This is a genomic window from Paenibacillus sp. FSL M7-1046, from assembly GCF_038007405.1.
Taxonomy (GTDB): Bacteria; Bacillota; Bacilli; order Paenibacillales; family Paenibacillaceae; genus Paenibacillus_AQ.
Genome location: NZ_JBBOXB010000001.1, coordinates 1,527,975 through 1,552,838, shown reverse-complemented (window position 1 = coordinate 1,552,838; position 24,864 = coordinate 1,527,975). Strand labels below are relative to the sequence as shown.

The window sequence follows — 24,864 nt, the reverse complement described above, 5'->3', positions numbered from 1 at the left end:
TGCAGGAGTTCTAGTCATGCTGTATCCAAAAGCGAGCGAATGGTATAACGACCGGCAGCAAGAGAAGCTGCTGAAGGAGGCTGAACAGGCTTATAGTGAGCTGGCCCCTTCGTCAGAGCCCGATCTGAAAAAACAGTACGCCGAGGTCACTGCACTGCTGGCAGAAGAATCAGCTGGGGATGAACCAGTGCAGGCTGCTGAACCGGCAGAGCAGGAAATAGAGGTCGGCGGCAAAGTGACCGGAATTATCACAATCGACAAAATCGATTTGAAATTGCCCATATTGGAAGGGGCGACCAAAGCCAACATGAAGCATGCCGCAGCCCATATGAAGGAAACCGCTCCAATCGGTGAAATAGGCAATGCTGCCATAGCTGCACACAGGTCTAGGACTACAGGGAGATTATTCAACAGACTGAACGAAGTAAAGGTCGGAGATACCATTTCCGTCAAGACAAGCGATCAGGAGTATAAATACGAGGTTTATGATATCTCGATTGTTGAGCCTACGGATGTGTCTGTACTGAACGGGAATAAACAAGATAAGATCCTTACCCTCATTACATGTGATCCTTTGGTAAATCCGACCCATCGACTGATTATCCACGCTAAAGCGGTTTGAAGTAAGAGAACAGATCATAAAATGCGAAAATTATAAAAATTTAAATGAATTAAGTAGAAATCTAGTGATTTAGGTCTTGTAACTAGGCATTAATATGATACTATATAACTATAAAAGCTAAACACGATAACGGCAAACCTATCGAAAGGTAGGGACGCAAAGCTAAAGGGCCTTCCCTGTAAGGATGGCAGCCAGCTACCGAATGAAGAGGCTTTTTTTGTTTGTTTTTAAGATGAATCTAGTATATTCCAATAGTAGTAGGAACAGATAAAGCTTAAACGATAACGGCAAACCTATCGAAAGGTAGGGACGCAAAGCTAAAGGGCCTTCCCGGGTATGGATGGCAGCCAGCTACCGAAAGGGGTTTTATCCATGAAGAAGTTCTATTATATGTTCTTGACCTTGTTCGTCCTGGTTACTTCAGTTCAAGTAAGCACAGCTAACGCTTCCAGCGTAGAGTCGGGCTGGTTAAATACATCGCAATTGAGCCAAGGGGTTGTCCAAGTTTCCTATGATGTTCCCAAGGACAAACGTATCAAGCTCATGATTACTAAAGACAATAAGAGCTACTCTTATAACTTATATGCCTCCAAAGCTACAGAAACGTTTCCACTGCAGCAGGGGAATGGCGCTTATAAAGTGTCAGTCCTAGAGAACACCAGCGGCAACAAATACAAAGTGCTTTCTTCCGAAACCGTAGACCTGAGCATGAGCAACACCAACGCCGTATATTTGAGTTCCGTACAGAATGTGAAATGGAATTCTTCCGATAAAGCAGTACTGAAAGCTAAGCAGCTTACGCAAGGGCTGACCACTGATGAAGCAAAGGTACAAGCTATCTATAATTACATCGTGGCGAATGTAAAGTACGACTATACCTTAGCGGCTAATGTTACGCAGGATTATATCCCGAACAACGACAACACACTCGCTAGTAAGAAAGGGATTTGCTACGATTATGCATCTTTGTTCGCCACCATGCTCCGCAGTGAAGGAATTCCGACAAAGCTGGTAATGGGCAATACGAGTTATGTATCTGTATATCATGCCTGGAATGAAGTATTGCTTAACGGCAAATGGGTAACGATTGATACGACAGTGGACGCCGGATTGGGTAAGAACAAAGAATCAGGCTTCACCAAAGCGTCGAGCAAATATACAGCAGCTAAGATCTACTAATCCTGTAGAATGATGATTACCCTAAGATAACCCGCTTAATATTTAAGCCGGTTATCTTTTTTTTGTTTAAGGGGTTGCTTTTTTATATTGATGTGGGGTATTATAGGTAAGCGTTGTTAGAGCGCACCCAAGTAAATAAGAAATGGCTGAAAAGTTGTTTCAAAAAAAAGCTTGCGTTTCTAAATCAAACGTGATATATTATAAGAGTTGCTGGTGACGAGATAATCGACACTGACAACGAGCTTGATCTTTGAAAACTGAACAACGAGTGAGTATGGAAATCACGCAAGTGAGATCCAAAATTAGAGAATGTAAATTCTCGTCAGATGTTTCAAATTGAGCAATCGCTCTTTCTAAATACCAATTTGGAGAGTTTGATCCTGGCTCAGGACGAACGCTGGCGGCGTGCCTAATACATGCAAGTCGAGCGGAGTTATGATGGAGCTTGCTCCGGATTAACTTAGCGGCGGACGGGTGAGTAACACGTAGGCAACCTACCTCTTTGACTGGGATAACTACCGGAAACGGTAGCTAATACCGGATAATTCCTTTGTTCACATGGACGGAGGATGAAAGGCGGAGCAATCTGCTACAAGGAGATGGGCCTGCGGCGCATTAGCTAGTTGGTGGGGTAACGGCTCACCAAGGCGACGATGCGTAGCCGACCTGAGAGGGTGAACGGCCACACTGGGACTGAGACACGGCCCAGACTCCTACGGGAGGCAGCAGTAGGGAATCTTCCGCAATGGGCGAAAGCCTGACGGAGCAACGCCGCGTGAGTGATGAAGGTTTTCGGATCGTAAAGCTCTGTTGCCAGGGAAGAACGTCCGGTAGAGTAACTGCTACCGGAGTGACGGTACCTGAGAAGAAAGCCCCGGCTAACTACGTGCCAGCAGCCGCGGTAATACGTAGGGGGCAAGCGTTGTCCGGAATTATTGGGCGTAAAGCGCGCGCAGGCGGCTATTTAAGTCTGGTGTTTAAACCTTGGGCTCAACCTGAGGTCGCACTGGAAACTGGGTGGCTTGAGTACAGAAGAGGAAAGTGGAATTCCACGTGTAGCGGTGAAATGCGTAGATATGTGGAGGAACACCAGTGGCGAAGGCGACTTTCTGGGCTGTAACTGACGCTGAGGCGCGAAAGCGTGGGGAGCAAACAGGATTAGATACCCTGGTAGTCCACGCCGTAAACGATGAGTGCTAGGTGTTAGGGGTTTCGATACCCTTGGTGCCGAAGTTAACACAGTAAGCACTCCGCCTGGGGAGTACGGTCGCAAGACTGAAACTCAAAGGAATTGACGGGGACCCGCACAAGCAGTGGAGTATGTGGTTTAATTCGAAGCAACGCGAAGAACCTTACCAGGTCTTGACATCCCTCTGAATCCATTAGAGATAGTGGCGGCCTTCGGGACAGAGGAGACAGGTGGTGCATGGTTGTCGTCAGCTCGTGTCGTGAGATGTTGGGTTAAGTCCCGCAACGAGCGCAACCCTTGACTTTAGTTGCCAGCAGGTAAGGCTGGGCACTCTAGAGTGACTGCCGGTGACAAACCGGAGGAAGGTGGGGATGACGTCAAATCATCATGCCCCTTATGACCTGGGCTACACACGTACTACAATGGCCGGTACAACGGGAAGCGAAGCCGCGAGGTGGAGCCAATCCCAGCAAAGCCGGTCTCAGTTCGGATTGCAGGCTGCAACTCGCCTGCATGAAGTCGGAATTGCTAGTAATCGCGGATCAGCATGCCGCGGTGAATACGTTCCCGGGTCTTGTACACACCGCCCGTCACACCACGAGAGTTTACAACACCCGAAGTCGGTGGGGTAACCCGCAAGGGAGCCAGCCGCCGAAGGTGGGGTAGATGATTGGGGTGAAGTCGTAACAAGGTAGCCGTATCGGAAGGTGCGGCTGGATCACCTCCTTTCTATGGAGAATCGTTTCCTGCAATGGAAACATTCAAATCGGAAGTATTACTTCCAAAACTCAGGTTTAGGCCTGTTACTCACTCGTTGGTCAGTTTTGAGAGTTTAAGCTCTCAAGTAACACCTTGATCCTTGAAAACTGGATACCGAAACGAATTTGCGTTTTAGAACATCTTTTAGCTGAAACTTGTGTGAACAAGTTTTAATTAATAGTGATACTAGCGATTTTCCTTCTGGAAAAATGCATTGGTTAAGCTAATAAGAGCACACGGAGGATGCCTAGGCGCCAGGAGCCGACGAAGGACGTGGCGAACAACGAAACTGCCTCGGGGAGCTGTAAGCAAGCTTTGATCCGGGGGTGTCCGAATGGGGAAACCCAGCTGTGGTAATTCGCAGTTACTTCTCTCTGAATACATAGGGGAGATAGAGGCAGACCAGGGGAACTGAAACATCTAAGTACCCTGAGGAAGAGAAAACAATAGTGATTCCGTCAGTAGCGGCGAGCGAACGCGGAACAGCCTAAACCAAGGGGCTTGCCCCTTGGGGTTGTGGGACGTCTCACATGGAGTTACAAAGGAATATGGTAGGTGAAGAGGTCTGGAAAGGCCCGCGATAGAGGTAAAAGCCCTGTAACCTAAACTGTGTTCTCTCCGAGACGGATCCCGAGTAGTGCGGGGCACGTGAAACCCCGTATGAATCCAGCAGGACCATCTGCTAAGGCTAAATACTACCTGGCGACCGATAGTGAAACAGTACCGTGAGGGAAAGGTGAAAAGCACCCCGGAAGGGGAGTGAAATAGAACCTGAAACCGTGTGCTTACAAAAAGTCAGAGCCCGATCTATGGGTGATGGCGTGCCTTTTGTAGAATGAACCGGCGAGTTACGTTTAACATGCAAGGTTAAGGTGAGAAGCCGGAGCCGCAGCGAAAGCGAGTCTGAATAGGGCGATTTAGTATGTGGACGTAGACCCGAAACCGTGTGATCTACCCCTGTCCAGGGTGAAGGTGCGGTAACACGCACTGGAGGCCCGAACCCACGTATGTTGAAAAATGCGGGGATGAGGTGGGGGTAGCGGAGAAATTCCAATCGAACTCGGAGATAGCTGGTTCTCCCCGAAATAGCTTTAGGGCTAGCCTCGGTGAATGGAGTGGTGGAGGTAGAGCACTGATTGGGTGCGGGGCCCGCAAGGGTTACCAAGCTCAGTCAAACTCCGAATGCCATTAACTTCTTGCCGGGAGTCAGACAGTGAGTGCTAAGATCCATTGTCAAAAGGGAAACAGCCCAGACCATCAGCTAAGGTCCCCAAGTGTGTGTTAAGTGGGAAAGGATGTGGAGTTGCACAGACAACCAGGATGTTGGCTTAGAAGCAGCCACCATTGAAAGAGTGCGTAATAGCTCACTGGTCGAGTGACTCTGCGCCGAAAATGTAACGGGGCTAAACACACCACCGAAGCTATGGCTAGATACTATGTATCTGGGGTAGGGGAGCGTTGTATGCAGGTTGAAGGTGTACCGTAAGGAGCGCTGGACAGCATACAAGTGAGAATGCCGGTATGAGTAACGAAAAGATCAGTGAGAATCTGATCCGCCGAAAGCCCAAGGTTTCCTGAGGAAGGCTCGTCCGCTCAGGGTAAGTCGGGACCTAAGGCGAGGCCGAAAGGCGTAGTCGAAGGACAACAGTTTGAAATTACTGTACCACCGTAATCCGCTATGAGCGATGGGGTGACGCAGGAGGGTAGTGACGCGGACTGATGGATGTCCGTCTAAGCAGTGAGGCTGGTGTGTAGGCAAATCCGCACACCATTAAGGCTGGGCTGTGATGGGGAGCGAAAATTATAGTAGCGAAGGTCATGATCTCACACTGCCAAGAAAAGCCTCTAGCCAGGAGAAGGTGCCCGTACCGCAAACCGACACAGGTAGGCGAGAAGAGAATTCTAAGGCGCGCGGAAGAACTCTCGTTAAGGAACTCGGCAAAATGACCCCGTAACTTCGGGAGAAGGGGTGCCTCGGTAGGGTGAATAGCCCGAGGGGGCCGCAGTGAAAAGGCCCAAGCGACTGTTTAGCAAAAACACAGGTCTGTGCGAAGCCGCAAGGCGAAGTATACGGGCTGACGCCTGCCCGGTGCTGGAAGGTTAAGGGGAGCGGTTAGGAGCAATCCGAAGCTGTGAACCGAAGCCCCAGTAAACGGCGGCCGTAACTATAACGGTCCTAAGGTAGCGAAATTCCTTGTCAGGTAAATTCTGACCCGCACGAATGGCGTAACGACTTGGGCGCTGTCTCAACGAGAGATCCGGTGAAATTTTAATACCTGTGAAGATGCAGGTTACCCGCGACAAGACGGAAAGACCCCATGGAGCTTTACTGCAGCTTGATATTGAATTTGGGTACGATCTGTACAGGATAGGTGGGAGCCGTAGAGGCAGGAGCGCAAGCTTCTGCGGAGGCGCCGTTGGGATACCACCCTGATCGTATCTAGGTTCTAACCTAGTGCCCTAATCGGGTACGGGGACCGTGTCAGGCGGGCAGTTTGACTGGGGCGGTCGCCTCCTAAAGAGTAACGGAGGCGTTCAAAGGTTCCCTCAGAATGGTTGGAAATCATTCGAAGAGTGCAAAGGCATAAGGGAGCTTGACTGCGAGACCAACAAGTCGAGCAGGGACGAAAGTCGGACTTAGTGATCCGGTGGTACCGCATGGAAGGGCCATCGCTCAACGGATAAAAGCTACCCTGGGGATAACAGGCTTATCTCCCCCAAGAGTCCACATCGACGGGGAGGTTTGGCACCTCGATGTCGGCTCATCGCATCCTGGGGCTGAAGTAGGTCCCAAGGGTTGGGCTGTTCGCCCATTAAAGCGGTACGCGAGCTGGGTTCAGAACGTCGTGAGACAGTTCGGTCCCTATCTGTCGTGGGCGCAGGAAATTTGAGAGGAGCTGTCCTTAGTACGAGAGGACCGGGATGGACGTACCGCTGGTGCATCAGTTGTTCCGCCAGGAGCATGGCTGAGTAGCTACGTACGGACGGGATAAGCGCTGAAAGCATCTAAGCGTGAAGCCCCCCTCAAGATGAGATTTCCCAATTAGTAAGACCCCTTGAAGACGACGAGGTAGATAGGTTGGAGGTGGAAGTGCAGCAATGCATGGAGCTGACCAATACTAATCGGTCGAGGGCTTATCCAACAAGTAAGACGCAGATTTGTTTCGGATTCAGTTTTCAGGCGATCAAGCCTGCAACACCTAAGCTGCATGTCCTTTCAGAGGATTGATCTTTTCTCGCAGCGATTTCGAGAAGCGGAAGCTTCGAAAAATCATGTTTGGTGGCGATAGCGGAGGGGTTCCACGCGTACCCATCCCGAACACGACCGTTAAGCCCTCCAGCGCCGATGGTACTTGGACCGAAGGGTCCTGGGAGAGTAGGACGCCGCCAAGCACACAAAGCCATTGTTGAGTTTCTCAACAGTGGCTTTTTTGTTGCCTTTTGCGTTAAGATTTAACTGCTGGCTATTGAATGTGGATAGGATAGGGGATAAAGTGAATAGAAGAAAAACTTGTCCACATGTGGATAAGAATCATGAAATATACAATGAATCAAAAGTACTCCCCAATTAATGTGGATAGTATTGAGTATTTGTGGATATATGTGACTTTTAATGTTGATAATAGGGAGCTTCGCGAGCAAAGGGGATATTTCAGTGGATAATACAGACGATCTTGTGTGGATAGAAAGATTTGTAGTTCAAGCCAGCGATACGGATTACCGTTCCCAGGCTAAGCTGTCTTTTATTCTGGAAATGATGCAGCGTACGGCTGACTCAGCGGTAAGTGCACTTGGCCTCAGTCTTGAACAGATGCTGGAGGCAGGGATGGGCTGGATGATGATCACTCTTGATCTGGAGTTTAAACGTATCCCCCGGCTGAATGATGAGTTGACAGTGCGCACATGGAGTAAAGGGACCAAAGGAGCCATGTGGCAGCGTGACTACCGTATTTATGATAAGGATCATACAGAGGTAGCCATGGCGCGTTCAATCTGGGCGCTTGTGGATACGGAGAAGCGTAAGCTGCTGCGGCCATCTGCTCTTCCCATATCAGTACTGCATTATGAAGGTGATTCGGTCGGCAGTATTCCAGATAAGGTAACCATTCCTCAGAACATCTCCATGGAACAAGCTTACCGGTATCAGGTCAGATATAGTGGTCTGGACAGCAATAATCATTTGAACAATGCACGTTATGGTGATTTGTGCTGCGATGCTTTGTCTCTGGAGGAATGGGGTGTGAAGGAACTGAAGCGGTTCAGGATTACTTATGTACAGGAGGCAAAATATGGGGATGAACTGATGATTGTGCGGTCACAGCTAACAAGTGAAGGTGCATTTGTTCAGGGAAAGCTGGAGCAGGCTATATCATTTGCAGCTTGTCTGGAACTTGGTGAAGAAGCACATTAACGGAAATACATATAGGAATTATACATGAGGGGAAACTATCCGAGACTTAGAAACCCTATACAAATGTCCGTGTCTGCTTAGCAGATACGGACATTTGTGTTACAGCAGTTCCAAGGGAACATAAATCTCGCTTATTGAATTTTTGTCATCCGGGCCCAGATATTGCTCACCATAATATTCGAATTCGTAAGGCAGGGAAAGCCGGTATTCGCTTTTTGGAAGCCAAGTCTCATATATATATTTGTAGGTATAAGAGACATCCTTCGACAACCCTTTATGTATGAACTTTAAATAGGTGGCTGCAGGCAAGGTATACACAGGAAAATCCGCCGATAGTTGCGCTTGTTCAGAGGCGTCGGAATGGCGATAAGAGGTTTGAGTTACGGCATATTGATGACGGCCCGATATCTCTGGCTGAGGGTAAAGCTCGCAAGCACATATAAAGGAAACCCCGCTGTTTTCAAAATCGTCAGCCCAGTAGCCCACTTGATAATACCGTTCGGGAAGCCTGCGGCCTTGCAGGCTGGGCACTCTGGTGAACAGCTGGGACCAGGCTTCGGAGATTACAGAATAGTCAGCGATAACGTTCACAATAGGTCCCTTGAGAGTAATTTCATCTAGCTTTACGATCTGCGGAGGCGTTCCTTGAACTACAGGCAAATGAAGCAGGTCCTGTTCGTGAAGCCGGTGCAGCAGTGGAAGCAGAGGATTATTTCGTTTATTGCGGACCTGCGTCGGTGTGGTATGAAGCAACCTTTTAAAAGCCCTGGTGAAGGTCTCGTAGTCGTTAAAATAATAATCCAGTGCAATGTCCTGGAAAGAACGCTCCGGCCATCGTTTAAGATCCTTGGCAGCCTCGGTAATTTTGCGTCTGGCTATATAATCCCCCGGTGTTATCCCCGTAATGGCCTGGAATAAACGAATGAAATGATACAGAGAATAGCCGGTTCTCCTGGAGAGGGCAGTGACAGACAATGGAGATTTCAGTTCAGCTTCAATATGGTCCAAAGCCTGGACGACGAGCTGGTAATTGTTCATGTCTACCCCCTCAGGAATTAATGGAATAAAATGTAAGTTGCTGCAGTTGAGCAGCTATCAGCACTCATTAATCAGCTACCCAGTCTCCCCAACCGGCGGCCCATTCAGGGACAGTGACATCTTTGACGCGGTCCGTACTGGGAAAGTAAGCCTTGATATCGAGGATTGGCGTACCAGGGTAAGCATCCAGTCCGGCAACCTCGACAATGCCCGATTCCATATCGACAGACACTATGGCAGCTACACTAAGGCCTAAAGGATTGGGGCGGACAGGAGAGCGGGAGGCAAAAACTCCACTTAAAGGTGCCTCATATGGAGGCTGAACCTGCGTAGTTTGCCGGAAGTGGTCATCTGCAAACTCATGAATCCACCAAAGGATCTGGCAATGGCTGAAATTTTGCAGGCCATTCAAGGCAGGGTGAAATTCAGGTTTAAGCTCAAGACGCAGATTGTCAGGCTGCCCGGCAACCACACCTACTGGTATGACATTATACACTTCTTGCTTGGACATTTACTGTGACTCCTTTCGGATAACGGATACAGCCTATTGTATAATGTGGAGGTGGAATTCAGCCTGACGATATTTGCGGTCTTTTAGATCATGGTATAATAGGTTGTTGGCAAGGAAGGGAGAGAATTATGAAGGTATTGGTATTGGCGGAAAAGCCGTCGGTTGCGCGTGAGATTGCCCGGGTGCTGGGTTGCGGGAATAAACAGAAGAGCTATATTGAAGGTCCGAAATATGTAGTTACCTGGGCTTTAGGGCATTTGGTTGGTCTGGCAGAACCTGAAGACTATAACAATAAATTTGCTTCTTGGGCATTGGAGGATTTGCCGATTCTGCCGGAGAAGGCCAAACTTAAGGTGCTGCGTGAGACAAGCCAGCAGTATAAGGCTGTGCAGCAGCTGATGAAACGCCAGGATATCGACGAACTGATCGTTGCAACGGATGCAGCGCGGGAAGGGGAGCTTCTGGCCCGCTGGATCATGAATATGGCCGGCTGGAAAAAGCCGTTCCGGCGTCTATGGATTTCTTCGCAGACGGATAAGGCGATCAAAGAGGGATTTGCGTCACTGCGTCCGGGCCGGGATTTTGACCGTCTGTATGAATCGGCGCGCTGCCGTGCAGAGGCGGACTGGATGATTGGTCTTAACGTTACCCGTGCTTTAACCTGCAAGTTCGGTGCTCCGCTGTCGGCTGGCCGTGTGCAGACACCCACGCTCGGCATGATCATGGACCGGGAAAACGAAATTACAGGCTTCCGTTCCCAGGAGTATGAGATGTTGACCGCAGATTTCGGGAATTTCCAGGCGGGTTGGCGTGCTCCGGGCGGGGATGGCCGGATTTTTGACAAGGAGAAGACAGCGAAGCTCAATGACAAGCTTACCGGCCGAAGCGGGCGTATCGCCAAGGTGCAAAAAAGCGAGAAAAGCGAGCCGCATCCACTGGCTTATGATCTCACCGAGCTGCAGAGGGATGCCAACCGCAAGTTCGGCTTCTCGGCAAAACAAACATCCAGTGTGCTGCAGCGTCTATACGAGCAGCATAAGCTGGTCACTTATCCGCGTACGGACAGCCGTTATCTAACCTCGGATATGACGGGGACGTTAAAGGAACGGCTGGACAGCATCGCGGTCGGACCCTATGCGGCATTGGCACGGCCGCTGCTGCGTAAACCGCTGCCCATTACAAAGCGGATAGTAGATGACAGCAAGGTGAGCGATCACCATGCCATTATTCCTACGGAGCAGACAGTGCTCTTAAATCTGCTTAGTGCGGAAGAGCGTAAGCTCTATGATCTGATCGTGCGGCGATTTATCAGCCTGTTCTATCCGCCGGCCCGTTATGACGCGGTGGCCGTCACGGTAAGCGTGGAAGGCGAGAGCTTTCATGTGAAAGGCACCACGGTAAAGGACGCAGGCTGGCGTGAGGTGTACGGCGGTGATATGAGCAATGACGACGAAGAAGATAATACAGCCGATGAGCCTGCGGCAAGCAGTGTGAAGCTGCCAGAGCTGCGTGAAGGTGAGGCCGTTAAGGTTCTGCGCTGTGTGATCCGCCCAGGGCGGACGCAGCCGCCCAAACGGTATAACGAGGCTTCGCTGCTGACTCAGATGGAGAAGCATGGCCTCGGAACACCCGCAACCCGGGCCGATATCATTGAGAAGCTGGTCAGCTCGGATACTATCGAGCGGCAAGGCAATTCTCTTCACCCGACAGGCAAAGGGAAGCAGTTGATTGAACTAGTCTCGGCACAGCTGCGCACGCCGGAGCTGACGGCGCGCTGGGAGGCCGAGCTGGAGAAGATTGCCCGCGGACAAGGGCGGCCTGAGCCTTTTCTGCAAGGCATCCGCAGTATGGCGCAGGAACTCGTATCCGGCGTCAAGAGCAGCGGCGCAGAATACAAGCCGCATAATGTCTCCAGCAGCCATTGTCCTGAATGTGGGACAAGAATGCTGGAGAAGAAGACCAAAAAGGGCAAGCTGCTGGTCTGCCCTGCTGATGACTGCGGCTATACCCGTGCCGGAGAGAAACGGCTTTCGAACCGCCGTTGTCCGCAGTGCCATAAGAAAATGGAGCTTAAAGAAGGCAAGGCGGGCCTCTACGTACAGTGTCTGGGCTGCGGAATAACAGAGACAATGGACAAGGACCACAAGCATATCAATAAACGTGAGCAGCAGAAGCTCGTGCAGCAGTACAGCAAACCTGAAAGCGTAGGCTCGAATCTGGGTGAGCTGCTCAAAGCAGCAATGGAGGCCAAACAGAAGGGAGATTAAGCTTAATAACCTCTGTGAAGCGGACATTCAACCATAAATTAAAAACCCAAATAAGTCTGCCGGAATTCCCGGCAGGCTTATTTAGTTAAGAAGGGCGGCTTAGGTGCTGCTGTGCACCGAAGTGCTTGGAGAGACACAAATTCCGGTTAACCATGAAATAATCAGAATCCGGAGTGGATTTTAGGGCTGTCAAACAAAAGACAGATATGTTTTACTAAGAAGATCGGCAAAAGAGCAGGAGCAACTCTAAAAAATGAATAAGCAGGTGGTAAAGTGACAATGCCTAAGCAAAAAGAAAACGGGGCCCAGTCAGTAGAAGGTTCAAAGACCAGGGAAAGCAGCCGGTTCTTCTTCCTGGTCATCGTCTTTATGTTCTGGTTCTCTTCATATATTTATGTTCCGGTGCTCTCTCCCTACGTGGAGCATCTCGGAGCTTCGTATGTTATGGTCGGCTCAGTGCTGGGGATATACGGTCTGATGCAGATTCTGTTCCGGCTGCCGATCGGAATCGGCTCGGATTATTTGAACCGGCGGCGGCCGTTCATTTATCTGGGGCTGATCGCCAGCGGCGCAAGCTGCCTGCTGTTTATGGCGGGAGCGCATCCGGGCTGGGCACTGGCGGCTCGTGCCGTATCCGGAATAGCAGCCTCCGCCTGGGTAGTGTACTCGGTAATATTTGCCGGCTATTTTCCGAAAGAGGAAGCGGGAAAAGCGATGGGCATGCTGCAGTTCACCACGGTCATCGCCCAGTTGATGAGCATGATGATCAGCGGCTACATGGTGGAGCACTGGGGCTGGAATGCCCCGTTTGTTATCGGGGGGCTTGTGGCGATAGCGGCTCTGGCACTCGCCCTGCGTCTGCCGGAACAGCAGCAGGAGAAGCGGGAGAATGCGATCCAACTTAAAGACCTTGCAGCGGTAATTAAAGAACCGCTGCTGGTCAAAGTCTCGCTGTTATCCGTGCTGGCGCACTGTGTGCTCTTTATTACAATGTTCGGCTATACTCCGAACCAGGCGCTGGACATCGGTGCAAGCAAGGAAAGCTTAGGCTGGCTGACTTTGGCATTCATGCTGCCCCATGCCGTTGCGACACTCTACGGCTCCCGTCTATTTGGCAGGCTGCTTGGCGACCGGGGGACACTGCTGCTGGGTTTTGCCGGAAGCGCGCTGTTCACGCTGCTGATTCCTTCAATGCCGACGCTTGCCGCCTTGTGTGCGACACAAATCGGGAACGGCTTTATGCAGGGACTTATTTTTCCGCTGCTGCTTGGCAAATCGGTATCGGGAGTGGCGCCCTTTAAACGGGCAACTGCGATGGGCTTCTATCAGGCGGTGTATGCAATAGGCATGTCTGGAGGGCCGTTTGTGGCGGGTTGGATGAGCTCTGCCTATGGTCTAAGCGGCGGATTCTGGCTGGGCGGAATCGCGGCAGCACTTGCTGCCGTATTATCCTGGGTATGGATTACGGATGCTGGCGGGTCCCGCGAAAGAACAGGAAAGCAAGGGCGTATACATGGCAGGTAATGTGAGGATTATTGGTTTTTTGCCGGAAAGGGTACTATAATATGAAGTAGATAGGATAAGAGGGAGGAGAGCCGGAAGGAATGGTCAAGGGTGTGTTGCTGTGGTTTGCACTAATTAATATTATCGGGTATGTGGTAATGTCCGAGGACAAGAACAAGGCCCGTACAAGGCGGGAACGCGTACCTGAGAAGACGCTTTTTCTGCTGGCATTTATGGGCGGTGCGCTGGGTGTGCTGACTGCCATGTACCGCAAGCGCCACAAGACGCGGCATACTTCTTTCAGGATCGGAATTCCGCTGCTGTTGCTGCTTAATATCCTGCTGTATGGGTACTTTTTAAGGTAAGGTTTTTTGAATTACGTTATGGCTACACAAAACAGAAAAAGAGGTGGCGTACATGTTATTCTCAAAAATTTTGCTCGCCTATGACGGTTCCAAGGCATCCAATCAGGCATTGGAGCGCGCGATCGAGCTGGCTAAGGTAACTCCGGGTTCATCTCTTTACGTTGTACACGCATTTGAATTCCCGCGCTTTTTTATCGGGGAAGCTCTTGCGCCTCTACCTGCTTCTGTAAACAAAGATTACTATGATCTGGCGGTGCAGACCACAGAAGAAGTGAAGAGCCGGCTTGAAGCGGAAGGACTGAATGCTACGGTGGAGCTGCTGCAAGGATCTCCTGCAGAAGTGATCTTGAATTATTCCAAGGAGCATGATGTGGATGTTATTGTAATCGGCAGCCGCGGACTTGGCGGAATACGTGAATTTGTTCTGGGCAGCGTAAGCCATAATGTGGTGCAGAGCGCCCGTATTCCGGTATTGGTCGTAAAATAATAGATTTTATTCCGGGAGGAGCACAAAGGTGTTCCCCCCTTTTTCTTTAGTTTCCCTGCCCAATTAGCCAAGAACAGGAATTAGAATTTGCCAAAAAGCGAACGATTTAACGTGTAAATTTTACAATGTTCGTGTTTAAGTTGACATGAAGTGTAGGCCATTGTTAAACTGAACCTATGAAGAGCTCGTATAAAACCGGGGATAAGGCCCGGAAGTTTCTACCCGGCAACCGTAAATTTCCGGACTACGAGGAAATAGGATGACTAGAATGGCCATCAGCGCCGTCCCGGGGATATTTGGGCAGTGCACTATGTGCTTGTCCCTGTATGCTCTGCCGAGGCGGAGACAGATGGAGCAGTCCCTCCTGATTCCTGCAGTAGTCTGGGTCCACCCGCAGCAGAATGCGTTTGGAATCCGGGCTTTTTTTTTCGGAATTATGGGAAACTTGCGAGAAATGGGACAAACTTAAAGCAGATAAGAGTATCTATATCGGGAACGGAAGGTAGGTTGAGTCATGTCTGTGCAAGTTGGGGTTATTATGGGTAGCAAATCCGACTGGGAAACGATGGAGCATGCCTGTTCGGTGCTGGAAGAGCTGGGTGTGCCTTATGAGAAAAAAGTGATTTCCGCACACCGCACACCGGATCTGATGTTCCGCTATGCGGAGGAAGCGGCGGGCCGCGGACTTCGCGTCATTATCGCCGGAGCAGGCGGCGCGGCGCATCTGCCGGGTATGGTGGCAGCGAAGACGGTGCTGCCCGTTATCGGTGTTCCGGTGCAGTCTAAGGCGCTTAACGGTCTGGACTCACTACTCTCCATTGTGCAGATGCCAGGCGGCATTCCGGTGGCGACAGTAGCCATTGGCCGTGCCGGGGCCATCAATGCAGGGCTGCTCGCGGCGCAGATAATCGGCGCGTTCGAGCCAGAGGTGCAGAGCCGGGTGCAGCAGCGGCGCGAAGCTACAGAGCGCGAAGTGCTGGAAAGCAGCGACACCTTATGAAACCGGAAGAGCTGAAGCCGGACGGTTTGGAAGTGAGCACGACGCGGGACGGGAGGCAATCCCGGAGCGAAGCAGCGGATGGCCTGGATGTCCTGACACAGCAGGGACAGGCTGAACAGCGGGGCGAAGAGAATGGCCTGGACGTTCTGGCACAGCAGGGACAGGCTGGACAGCGGGGCGAAGAGAATGGCCTGGACGTCCTGGCACAGCAGGGACAGGCTGGACAGCGGGGCGAGGAGAATGGCCTGGACGTCCTGGCAGAGCAGGGAGAAGCTGGACAGCGGGGCGAGGAGAATGGCCTGGACGTTCTGGCACAGCAGGGACAAGCTGGACAGCGGGGCGAAGAGAATGGCCTGGAAGCTCCAGGCCAGGAGGCTACGGTGTCCTATGTCGCCGCACCGGGTGGAGACAGGCCCCGGACGCTGCGCCCCGGTGCAACCATCGGCGTGCTGGGCGGCGGCCAGCTCGGGCGGATGATGGCGCTGGCCGGCAGCGCCATGGGTTACCGCTTCGTGGCGCTGGACCCGGCGCCGGATGCGCCCTGCGGGCAGGTGACGCCGCAGATTCACGCGGCGTACAACGACCGGGACGCAGCGCGGGAGCTGGCGCGCCGCTCGGACGTGATCACGTACGAGTTCGAGAACGTCGATGCGGGCGTGGCCGCGCTGCTGACGGCAGAGTCGTACGTGCCCCAGGGCAGCGCGCTGCTGTACACCACGCAGCACCGGCTGCGCGAGAAAGCGGCCATCGAGGCGGCAGGCGTGCCCGTTGCCCCGTACCGCAAGGTCGGCAGCCTGGCGGAGCTGAACGCCGCGGCCGCCGACCTGGGCCTGCCCTGTGTGCTGAAAACAGCCACAGGGGGGTATGACGGCAAGGGACAAGCCGTCATCCGCCGGCCGGAAGAGCTGGAAGCAGCCTTCCGGCAGGTCGCGCCGGGAGCTGGCGGAGCGCAGGAGGCGCCGCAAGCTGGCGGAACAGACAGCTCCACCGATTCCGCAGCCTCAGCCGGAAACGTTATGCCGGAGCTGGTGCTGGAGAAATTCGTTGCTTTTAGCTGCGAAATCTCCGTCATTGCTGCCCGCAGCGCATCCGGTGAGGTCAAGAGCTTTCCGCCTGCCGAGAACATTCACGTGAACAACATCCTGCATCTGTCGATTGTGCCTGCCCGTGTGCCGGAGGAGATTCAGCGGAGAGCCTGCGAGCTTGCTGAGCGGCTGGTGTCCGGACTGAATGCCGTCGGACTGCTGGCGGTAGAGATGTTCGTGACGGACGAAGGAGAATTGTTCGTCAATGAACTGGCTCCGCGCCCGCATAATTCAGGGCATTACACGATGGACGCCTGCGTCACCTCGCAGTTCGAGCAGCATGTCCGGGCGATCTGCAACTTGCCGCTTGGCGATACCTCGCTTTTGACTCCTGTAGTCATGGTGAATGTGCTTGGGCAGCATCTGGACGGGGCAGTGGAGCGGATTAGTGAGATGGACCAAGCAGCAAACCGGCTGGGGATTTCGCCCAAGCTTCATATATATGGCAAGACTGAGAGCAAGACCGGCCGCAAGATGGGCCATATCAACCTGCTCTGCAAGGACACCGGAGACGGCTTGTCCTGGGTGGAGCAAACTAACCTTTGGAGGAACTGACAAGATATGATCGAACGATACAGCAGACCTGAGATGCGGGCCATTTGGACCGAAGAAAATAAATTCAATGCATGGCTCGAAGTGGAAATATGTGCGTGTGAAGCCTGGGCGGAGCTGGGAGTTATTCCGCAGGAAGACGCCGCTAAGCTGCGCAAGGATGCCAAGTTTGATATTGAACGCATCAACGAGATTGAACTTGAAACCCGTCATGACGTGATCGCCTTTACCCGTGCGGTATCCGAAAGCCTTGGCGCGGAGCGCAAATGGGTGCATTACGGATTAACCTCCACGGATGTTGTTGATACGGCGCTGGGTTACCTGCTGCGCCAGGCGAACGAAATTCTGGAGCAGGACATCATTAACTTCATTGAAATTCTTAAGGATAAAGCGGTAGCTTACAAGGATACGCCGATGATGGGACGCACACATGGCGTTCACGCTGAGCCGACGACCTTTGGACTCAAGATGGCGCTGTGGTATGAGGAAATGAAACGCAACCTGGAGCGCTTCCGCCATGCTGCGAACGGCGTGCAGTTCGGTAAAATCTCCGGCGCGGTCGGCACTTATGCCAACATCGACCCGTTCGTGGAAGAGTTCGTCTGCCGCAAGCTGGGCACCAGCCCGGCACCGATCTCCACGCAGACCCTGCAGCGTGACCGCCATGCCGAATATATGGCTGCGCTGGCGCTGGTCGCCACTTCGCTGGACAAGTTCGCCACCGAGATCCGCGCGCTGCAAAAGAGTGAAATCCGCGAGGTGGAAGAGGCTTTTGCCAAAGGTCAAAAAGGCTCCTCCGCCATGCCGCATAAACGCAATCCGATCGGCTGCGAGAATATTTCCGGCCTGTCGCGCGTCATTCGCGGCCATATGGTTACTGCTTATGAGAATGTACCGCTGTGGCATGAACGCGACATCTCGCACTCTTCGGTGGAACGGATTATTCTGCCGGATGCGACCATGCTGCTCAACTATATGCTGAACCGTTTCGGCAACATCGTGAAGAACCTGACCGTGTTCCCGGAAAATATGAAGCGCAACATGAACCGGACCTTCGGCGTGCCGTTCTCCGGCCGTATCCTGACCAAGCTGATCGACAAGGGCTTCAGCCGCGAGCAGGCTTACGATACCGTTCAGCCTCGTGCGATGCAGGCTTGGGAAGAGCAAACCCAGTTCCGCGACATCGTCGAAGCCACACCTGAAATCACCGCCGTACTTAACCCGGAAGAGATCGAAGATGCATTCAACCCTACATGGCACCTTAAGCATGTCGACACTATCTTCCGTAAGCTGGAGCTTATCTAATAAAAGGTAAGTTAGTGGTGAACGGAGGAGCTGGAGAATAATACGAGCGGGAGCACTAGGCAGTTTTTCTATACTGAGAAGCGGAGCTACAGGGAGAATGAAATAAGCACTTGGGGTAAAGTGGAACGGAGAGAAATTTTGGAACTGTAGAAGCGTCAGCGTTCGCCTGAAAGCTTTCCGTAGGAAAGCTCGCTTCGGAAGCATGAGCTATGGTCAGATTTCTACCGCAGCTTGCGGTTAAATCAGAGAAATATGACCATAACAGCGATCGGAAGTCCAAATATTTCTTGCAGTGAACCTATTAACCAGAGGAAGTATTACAAATTTCTGTTGATCCAGATCGAAGGAAATAAAACGTCCCAGCGCTTTTTGCTCAAGATATTAGCAAGATCATTTGTTCAAGGGAGGAAAGGTCATGACACACCCTGCCGTATCCACGGCTGTGGATCTCGTAAATGCACCGCTGCTCTATAAAGGAAAGGTTCGCGAATTGTATGACTTGGGGGAACAGACCCTGATTGTCGTTACGGACCGGATCTCCGCGTTCGACTATGTGCTTGATCCGGCGGTGCCGGAGAAGGGCAATGTGCTGAACCGGCTCAGCGCTTTCTGGTTTGGCAAGACGAAGGAACTGATGGAGAACCATGTCGTGCATATTGATGTGGACCAGCTCGGAGATATCGCACGCGACAGAGAGGCGCTCAAGAACCGGATCATGGTTGTCCGCAAAGCAGAGCGCATTGATATTGAATGTGTCGTGCGCGGCTGCATCACCGGCGGGGGCTGGCGGCAGTACCAGGAGACCGGGAAAGTTAACGGTATTGAACTACCCCAAGGCCTGCGTAAAAACGCCGTACTGGCCCAGCCGATCTTCACCCCTGCGGCCAAAAATGATGTAGGCCATGATGAGGATATCCCTTTTGAGCAGATGCAGGAGCTGATCGGTGCCGACCTGGCGCTTGAGCTGAAGGAGAAAAGCCTGAAGCTGTTCGCTTTTGCCAAAGAGTACTGTGAAGAGCGAGGTATCATCCTAGCGGATTGCAAGTTTGAGTTCGGTTTGCTGGACGGCAAGGTGATTCTGATCGACGAGATTTTCACCCCGGATGCTTCCCGCTTCTGGGCCAAAGATAAATACAGTCTGGATATTGAAATCGACAGCATGGACAAAGAGCCTGTCCGGACGTATCTTGCCGCATCCTCCTGGGACAAGAACAGCACGCCGGACCCGCTGCCGCTTGAAGTCGTGGAAGAGACGAGCCGCCGTTATCTGGACATCTATCATCGCCTCACCGGCAAGTCTTTATAGTTTATTAGCTTGGCCAGCTGTAGTGTATCCGCTAGCTGCATTCTCTGCAGTTATTTTGAGCAAAATCGCCGCTGGCTGCCTTTTAAATGTATCCGGTACAACTAAATCAGGCGAACAAGCCTGGAACGGCGGTTGTTTCAAAATATAGCTGTATGGAATGCAATTAAAGTGGGTTTTGCCCGAAATAAAAGGAATTTAGCTGTACAGAATGCAGTTATCTCAATATTAAACTCAGGTACATCCGAGTTTTTGTTGATTGCCCATTGAGGCCCATAAAATTTTAGGAGGAACTACAAGCGTATGTTAAAAGCGACAGTCTATGTCACCATCAAGAAAAGCGTGCTCGATCCCCAAGGTGTAGCCGTGCAAGGAGCATTGCATTCGGTAGGGTTCCAGGAAGTTGAAAGTCTGCGCATCGGCAAATATATGGAGCTTACCCTCGATACAGATAACCGCGCCGAAGCGGAAGGGCGCCTCAAGGAAATGTGCGAAAAGCTGCTGGCCAACACGGTGATCGAGGATTACCGCTACGAATTGGAGGACTAAAAGTCATGAAATTTGCTGTACTCGTCTTTCCAGGCTCCAATTGCGACATCGACTGTTATAAGGCGGTAGAAGACAGCCTTGGCGAACCCGTAGATTATGTGTGGCATACTGCGACAGACCTGTCGGCGTATGACTGCATTCTGGTGCCAGGCGGCTTCTCTTATGGTGACTATCTGCGCTGCGGCGCGATTTCCCGGTTTGCTCCGGTGATGGCTGAAGTGGCCAAAGCTGCGGAGCAGGGCAAATTCGTGCTTGGCATCTGCAACGGGTTCCAGATTCTGACCGAAGCGGGACTTCTGCCGGGTGCGCTGCGCCGCAACATGTCGATGAAATTCCGCTGTCATGATACCGTGCTTAAGGTCGTTAATAACACAACCCCGTTTACTGTTGATTATGCGAAGGATGAAGAGATTGTCATTCCGATCGCGCATGGCGAAGGTAATTATTACTGTGATGAAGAGACTTTGGCGTCGCTCAAAGCAAACAATCAGATCGTATTCACATATAGCGACAATCCGAACGGCTCGGTAGCCGATATTGCAGGCGTCAGCAACGCAGCGGGCAATGTGGTTGGCATGATGCCTCACCCGGAACGTGCAGCGAACAGTCTGCTGGGCTCGGAAGACGGCAAACGGATGTTTACATCTATACTCAAAACCTGGAGGGATCGTTATGACGCAGCAAGTATCCGTTAAGGAGCCGACCGCAGAGCAAATCGCGGAGCAGAAAATCTACAGTCAATTCGGCGTGTCGGACAGCGAATATGAACTGATCACGTCCTTCATGGGCCGCAAGCCCAACTATACAGAAATCGGCGTATTCAGTGTAATGTGGTCCGAGCACTGCGCCTACAAAAATTCCAAGCCGCTTCTTAGCCGGTTCCCGACCAGCGGACCGCGTGTCCTGATGGGACCGGGCGAAGGCGCCGGCATTGTCGATATCGGTGACAACCAGGCGGTTGTATTCAAAATCGAAAGCCACAACCATCCGTCGGCGGTAGAACCTTATCAAGGTGCGGCTACAGGCGTGGGCGGGATTATCCGCGATATTTTCTCCATGGGTGCTAGACCGGTAGCGCTGCTCAACTCCCTGCGTTTCGGGAAGCTTGAGAGTGACCGGGTAAAATATTTGTTCGAGCATGTCGTGTCCGGTATTGCAGGTTACGGCAACTGTATCGGCATTCCGACCGTGGGTGGCGAAATCATGTTCGACAACAGCTATGACGGCAATCCGCTGGTCAATGCGATGTGTGTCGGACTGATCGACCATGATAAAATCCAGCGCGGTGTCGCCAAAGGTGTAGGCAACCCCGTATTCTACGTAGGTCCGCCTACAGGGCGTGATGGTATTCACGGGGCGACATTTGCCTCTGTGGAGCTGAGCGAGGAGTCGGAAGCCAAGAAGACAGCAGTGCAGGTTGGGGATCCGTTTATGGAGAAGCTGGTGATGGAATCCTGCCTGGAGCTGATCGACAGCGGCATCGTGCTTGGCATTCAGGATATGGGCGCGGCAGGCCTGACCTGCTCCAGCGCAGAAATGGCCAGCAAAGCGGGCAATGGCCTGGAGCTGTATCTGGATCAGGTACCGCAGCGTGAAGAAGGCATGACCCCTTACGAGATGATGCTGTCGGAATCACAGGAACGGATGCTGTTTGTAGTGGAGCCTAAGGATGAGGCGCAGGCACAGGAGATTTTTGACCGCTGGGGCGTCATTTGCCGCAAAGTGGGCAAGGTAACCGATGACGGCCGCCTGAAGCTGTTCCATCACGGTGAGGTTGTCGGCGATATGCCGGTAACGGCTCTCGTAGATGAGTGTCCAATCTACAACAAACCGTCAGCAGTTCCTGCTTATTATGAAGAGAATGCATCGGTCGATACTTTGCGTTATGCAGAGGTTACCGATCTGGGCGGCGCGCTGCGCACGGTACTCGCTTCCCCTACCGTAGCAAGCAAAGCATGGGTATACAACCAATATGACTATATGGTTCGCACCAGCACAGCGGTTCGTCCCGGTTCTGATGCGGCAGTGGTTACGATCCACGGCACACGCAAAGGCCTGGCAATGACTACGGACTGCAATGGCCGTTATGTCTATCTGGACCCTGAAGTCGGTGGCCGGATTGCAGTCAGCGAAGCGGCGCGCAACATTGTCTGCTCCGGGGCTAAACCGCTGGCGATTACAGATAACCTGAACTTTGGCAGTCCCGAGAAGCCGGAGATTTTCTGGCAGATGGAACGTGCGGTAGACGGCATGGCTGAAGCCTGCCGTGTGCTGGATACGCCGGTTATCGGCGGAAATGTCAGCCTGTACAACGAAAATGCTTCCGGAGCGATCTATCCGACACCGGTTGTCGGCATGGTGGGTCTCGTGGAAGATACCGATCACATTACTACTCAAGCCTTCAAGCAAGAGGGCGACGCCATTCTGCTGCTTGGGGTGACCAAGGCTGAGCTTGGCGGCAGTGAGTTCCAATATGCTGTACATGGCCTGACGGAAGGCCGTCCGCCGGCACTGGATCTGGCCACTGAACAAAAGCTGCTGGATGCAGTGCTTAGCGCGATACGCAGCGGTCTGGTCCGCTCGGCGCATGACCTTTCTGAAGGCGGCCTTGCGGCTGCACTGGCAGAGAGCTGCATCAGCGGCGGTATTGGCGCTAACGTAGAGCTGTCCGCGAACGGGCTGCGTCCGGACGTGGCCTTGTTCAGCGAGAGCCAATCCCGTATCGTACTGACCGCTGCTCCTGATCGTGCGGAAGAGCTGAAAGCAGCGGTGGCCGCTTACGGCGTACCTGTGGAAATCATCGGAACTGTCGGCGGGGACAGACTGCGCCTGGCCCTGGACGGCAAGGCTGCACTGGATGAAGCTGTAACGGAATTAAATATCATTTGGGAGGATGCTATTCCATGTCTTATGAAATAAAGACCGGGAAAGAGCAGGCGGATCCTATCCTGTGGACCGGCGATTTTTACAACGAAGGAACGGGCTCGGGAGATATTTTTGACACTTTAAAAGAAGAATGCGGCGTATTCGGGGTCTTCGGACACCCGGAAGCCGCCTCCATGTCTTATTATGGACTGCATGCCCTGCAGCACCGGGGAGAGGAAAGCGCGGGTATCTGCGTGGCAAACGGACGCGACTTCAACTATCACCGCGGCATGGGCCTCGTCAAGGAAGTATTCGATAAAGATAAAATTGCTTCACTGGTGGGTGACATGTCCATTGGTCATGTGCGTTATTCCACCAGCGGCGACAGCCGGCTGACCAATGCGCAGCCGCTTGTCTTCAAATACCGTGACGGCGATCTGGCCATTGCCACCAACGGCAATATTGTCAACGAACCGCTGATCCGCAAGCAGCTGGAGCAAGGCGGCTCTATTTTCCAGACTACAAGCGACACCGAGGTACTGGCGCATCTGATCGCACGTTCGCAGAAGGATTTTGTCGAAGCCACCAAAGATGCCTTGCAGCAGCTGGTCGGCGGTTTTGCCTTCCTGCTGATGACCAACGACAAGCTGATCGTCGCTTCGGATCCGCACGGACTTCGTCCACTCGTAATGGGCCAGCTCGGTGAAGCCTATGTCTTCGCTTCAGAGTCCTGTGCGCTGGAAGTTATCGGTGCCAAGCTGGTGCGTGATATTGAGCCGGGTGAATTGCTCGTGCTTGATAAGGACGGCATCCGGGAAGACCGCTTCGCTGAGCCGAAGCGCAAGGCGCTGTGTGCCATGGAATATATCTATTTTGCCCGGCCGGACAGCGACCTGAACGGCTCGAACCTGCACTCCGCCCGCAAGCGGATGGGCAGCCGGATGGCGCTTGAAGCTTTTGTGGATGCGGACATTGTAACCGGCGTACCGGATTCCAGTATCTCCGCAGCCATCGGCTTTGCCGAGCAAACAGGTATCCCTTATGAGCTGGGACTGATCAAGAACAAATACACTGGCCGGACGTTCATCCAGCCGAGCCAGGAGCTTCGTGAGCAAGGCGTGAAGATGAAGCTGAGCGCCGTGCGCCGCGTCGTTGAAGGCCAGCGCGTCGTCATGATCGACGATTCCATTGTGCGAGGCACCACCTCGCGCCGGATCGTGAACCTGCTGCGCGAGGCCGGAGCGCTTGAAGTGCATGTGCGGATTACCTCGCCGCCATTCAAGAACCCTTGCTTCTACGGCATTGATACACCTGATCGGCGTGAACTCATCGCCTCCTACAAGAGTATTCAGGAAATGTGCGAGGAGATCAACGCCGATTCCCTGGCTTTCCTTTCACCGGAAGGGCTGATCCAATCCATCGGCGGTTATAATAGCGATGATTACAAAGGCGGTTTATGCCTCTCCTGCTTCGATAACGATTACCCGACGCAGGTTGATTTCGGCGGGGAAGAGAAGGACGGGTGTTCCTGTTAAGCGGGTCCATCCCCCTATAGTCGAGTGGCCCATCCCCCTAAGTCCCCCTTGCGAAGGGGGATTCCGAAGGGCTCTGCCCTCCGGCCACCCGAAAGTTTGGCGGTAGGAGTTTGCTTTTAACTTGCTAAGAAGGCTGGGGTGCGGGGGCCCGCTGTGTCCCTGTGTGCTGCGCACGGCCGGGACACGCTCTACGGCGCTCCGCGCCCTGGCGGCATGCTGCCTCGCCGGGCCAAGTGCTCAAGAACCCGTCCTGTTTGCTGCGCAAAATCGGGGGTCCTCTCGCTTGGGCGCGCCCGGCTTCGCCCCGCGCGCCAAGACAAAGCTCTTAAAGCTCTCCCT

Annotated in this window: 17 protein-coding genes, 3 rRNA genes and 3 riboswitches; of the genes, 18 read left to right on the top strand and 2 right to left on the bottom strand. The window is 52.7% G+C overall.

Annotated features, from left to right (window positions below; genetic code table 11):
- The first annotated feature begins 16 nt into the window (after positions 1-16).
- The 6 genes from NYE29_RS06625 to NYE29_RS06600 all read left to right on the top strand — a co-directional run bounded on the left by NYE29_RS06625 (position 17) and on the right by NYE29_RS06600 (position 8,160).
- Positions 17-622: a class D sortase gene (locus NYE29_RS06625; protein WP_231578372.1), complete on the top strand. Its 606-nt coding sequence runs from the start codon at positions 17-19 to the stop codon at positions 620-622.
- Positions 623-743: 121 nt separating this feature from the next.
- Positions 744-825, top strand: a riboswitch (cyclic di-GMP riboswitch).
- A gap of 73 nt (positions 826-898) precedes the next feature.
- Positions 899-981: riboswitch (cyclic di-GMP riboswitch) on the top strand.
- Between the two features lie 13 nt (positions 982-994).
- Positions 995-1,801: a transglutaminase-like domain-containing protein gene (locus NYE29_RS06620; RefSeq protein ID WP_340894981.1), complete on the top strand. Its 807-nt coding sequence runs from the start codon at positions 995-997 to the stop codon at positions 1,799-1,801.
- Positions 1,802-2,163: 362 nt separating this feature from the next.
- Positions 2,164-3,719, top strand: a 16S ribosomal RNA gene (locus tag NYE29_RS06615).
- Positions 3,720-3,965: 246 nt separating this feature from the next.
- Positions 3,966-6,892: ribosomal RNA gene (locus NYE29_RS06610) — 23S ribosomal RNA — on the top strand.
- A gap of 133 nt (positions 6,893-7,025) precedes the next feature.
- Positions 7,026-7,142: ribosomal RNA gene (gene rrf / locus NYE29_RS06605) — 5S ribosomal RNA — on the top strand.
- Together the 16S, 23S and 5S rRNA genes form the textbook arrangement of a ribosomal RNA operon.
- A 262-nt stretch (positions 7,143-7,404) precedes the next feature.
- A complete protein-coding gene (locus NYE29_RS06600) occupies positions 7,405-8,160 on the top strand; it encodes an acyl-[acyl-carrier-protein] thioesterase (RefSeq protein ID WP_340894979.1) in 756 nt (251 codons plus the stop codon).
- Between the two features lie 99 nt (positions 8,161-8,259).
- Here NYE29_RS06600 and NYE29_RS06595 read toward each other — a convergent pair whose 3' ends face one another.
- Positions 8,260-9,198 carry an AraC family transcriptional regulator gene (locus NYE29_RS06595; protein ID WP_340894978.1) on the bottom strand — a complete coding sequence of 313 codons (939 nt, stop codon included), beginning with the start codon at positions 9,196-9,198 and terminating at the stop codon, positions 8,260-8,262.
- A gap of 67 nt (positions 9,199-9,265) precedes the next feature.
- Positions 9,266-9,709, bottom strand: coding sequence for a tRNA (N6-threonylcarbamoyladenosine(37)-N6)-methyltransferase TrmO (tsaA, locus tag NYE29_RS06590; RefSeq protein WP_340894977.1), 444 nt, complete (start codon positions 9,707-9,709; stop codon positions 9,266-9,268).
- A gap of 128 nt (positions 9,710-9,837) precedes the next feature.
- On the opposite strand from tsaA, the gene NYE29_RS06585 reads away from it, so the two are divergent.
- The 12 genes from NYE29_RS06585 (at position 9,838) to purF (ending at position 24,525) form a co-directional block, all read left to right on the top strand.
- Complete coding sequence (locus tag NYE29_RS06585; RefSeq protein WP_340894976.1) at positions 9,838-11,976, top strand: DNA topoisomerase III; 2,139 nt, start codon at positions 9,838-9,840, stop codon at positions 11,974-11,976.
- Positions 11,977-12,255: 279 nt separating this feature from the next.
- Positions 12,256-13,500 (top strand): MFS transporter, encoded by a 1,245-nt coding sequence (locus NYE29_RS06580; RefSeq protein ID WP_340894975.1) that lies wholly within the window; start codon positions 12,256-12,258, stop codon positions 13,498-13,500.
- An 80-nt stretch (positions 13,501-13,580) separates the two neighbouring features.
- Positions 13,581-13,844 (top strand): DUF1294 domain-containing protein, encoded by a 264-nt coding sequence (locus NYE29_RS06575; protein ID WP_038585652.1) that lies wholly within the window; start codon positions 13,581-13,583, stop codon positions 13,842-13,844.
- Between the two features lie 52 nt (positions 13,845-13,896).
- Positions 13,897-14,331: a universal stress protein gene (locus NYE29_RS06570; RefSeq protein ID WP_038585655.1), complete on the top strand. Its 435-nt coding sequence runs from the start codon at positions 13,897-13,899 to the stop codon at positions 14,329-14,331.
- A 165-nt stretch (positions 14,332-14,496) separates the two neighbouring features.
- A riboswitch (purine riboswitch) is annotated at positions 14,497-14,598 on the top strand.
- Positions 14,599-14,845: 247 nt separating this feature from the next.
- Positions 14,846-15,331: a 5-(carboxyamino)imidazole ribonucleotide mutase gene (gene purE / locus NYE29_RS06565; protein ID WP_340894973.1), complete on the top strand. Its 486-nt coding sequence runs from the start codon at positions 14,846-14,848 to the stop codon at positions 15,329-15,331.
- 380 nt (positions 15,332-15,711) lie between these two features.
- Positions 15,712-16,971 (top strand): 5-(carboxyamino)imidazole ribonucleotide synthase, encoded by a 1,260-nt coding sequence (locus tag NYE29_RS06560; RefSeq protein ID WP_340899629.1) that lies wholly within the window; start codon positions 15,712-15,714, stop codon positions 16,969-16,971.
- A 6-nt stretch (positions 16,972-16,977) separates the two neighbouring features.
- The gene (purB, locus tag NYE29_RS06555) at positions 16,978-18,273 is read left to right on the top strand and encodes an adenylosuccinate lyase (protein ID WP_340894971.1); all 1,296 of its coding nucleotides are present in this window, start codon (positions 16,978-16,980) and stop codon (positions 18,271-18,273) included.
- A 415-nt stretch (positions 18,274-18,688) separates the two neighbouring features.
- Complete coding sequence (locus NYE29_RS06550; RefSeq protein WP_340894970.1) at positions 18,689-19,579, top strand: phosphoribosylaminoimidazolesuccinocarboxamide synthase; 891 nt, start codon at positions 18,689-18,691, stop codon at positions 19,577-19,579.
- A gap of 300 nt (positions 19,580-19,879) precedes the next feature.
- Positions 19,880-20,125: a phosphoribosylformylglycinamidine synthase subunit PurS gene (gene purS, locus NYE29_RS06545; RefSeq protein WP_019913657.1), complete on the top strand. Its 246-nt coding sequence runs from the start codon at positions 19,880-19,882 to the stop codon at positions 20,123-20,125.
- Positions 20,126-20,130: 5 nt separating this feature from the next.
- The gene (gene purQ / locus NYE29_RS06540) at positions 20,131-20,820 is read left to right on the top strand and encodes a phosphoribosylformylglycinamidine synthase subunit PurQ (RefSeq protein ID WP_038585669.1); all 690 of its coding nucleotides are present in this window, start codon (positions 20,131-20,133) and stop codon (positions 20,818-20,820) included.
- Positions 20,798-23,044, top strand: coding sequence for a phosphoribosylformylglycinamidine synthase subunit PurL (gene purL, locus NYE29_RS06535; protein ID WP_340894968.1), 2,247 nt, complete (start codon positions 20,798-20,800; stop codon positions 23,042-23,044). Before purQ ends, purL begins: the two co-directional genes overlap by 23 nt.
- On the top strand, positions 23,029-24,525 hold the full coding sequence (gene purF, locus NYE29_RS06530; protein WP_340894966.1) for an amidophosphoribosyltransferase: 1,497 nt from the start codon (positions 23,029-23,031) through the stop codon (positions 24,523-24,525). Before purL ends, purF begins: the two co-directional genes overlap by 16 nt.
- Positions 24,526-24,864 lie beyond the last annotated feature (339 nt).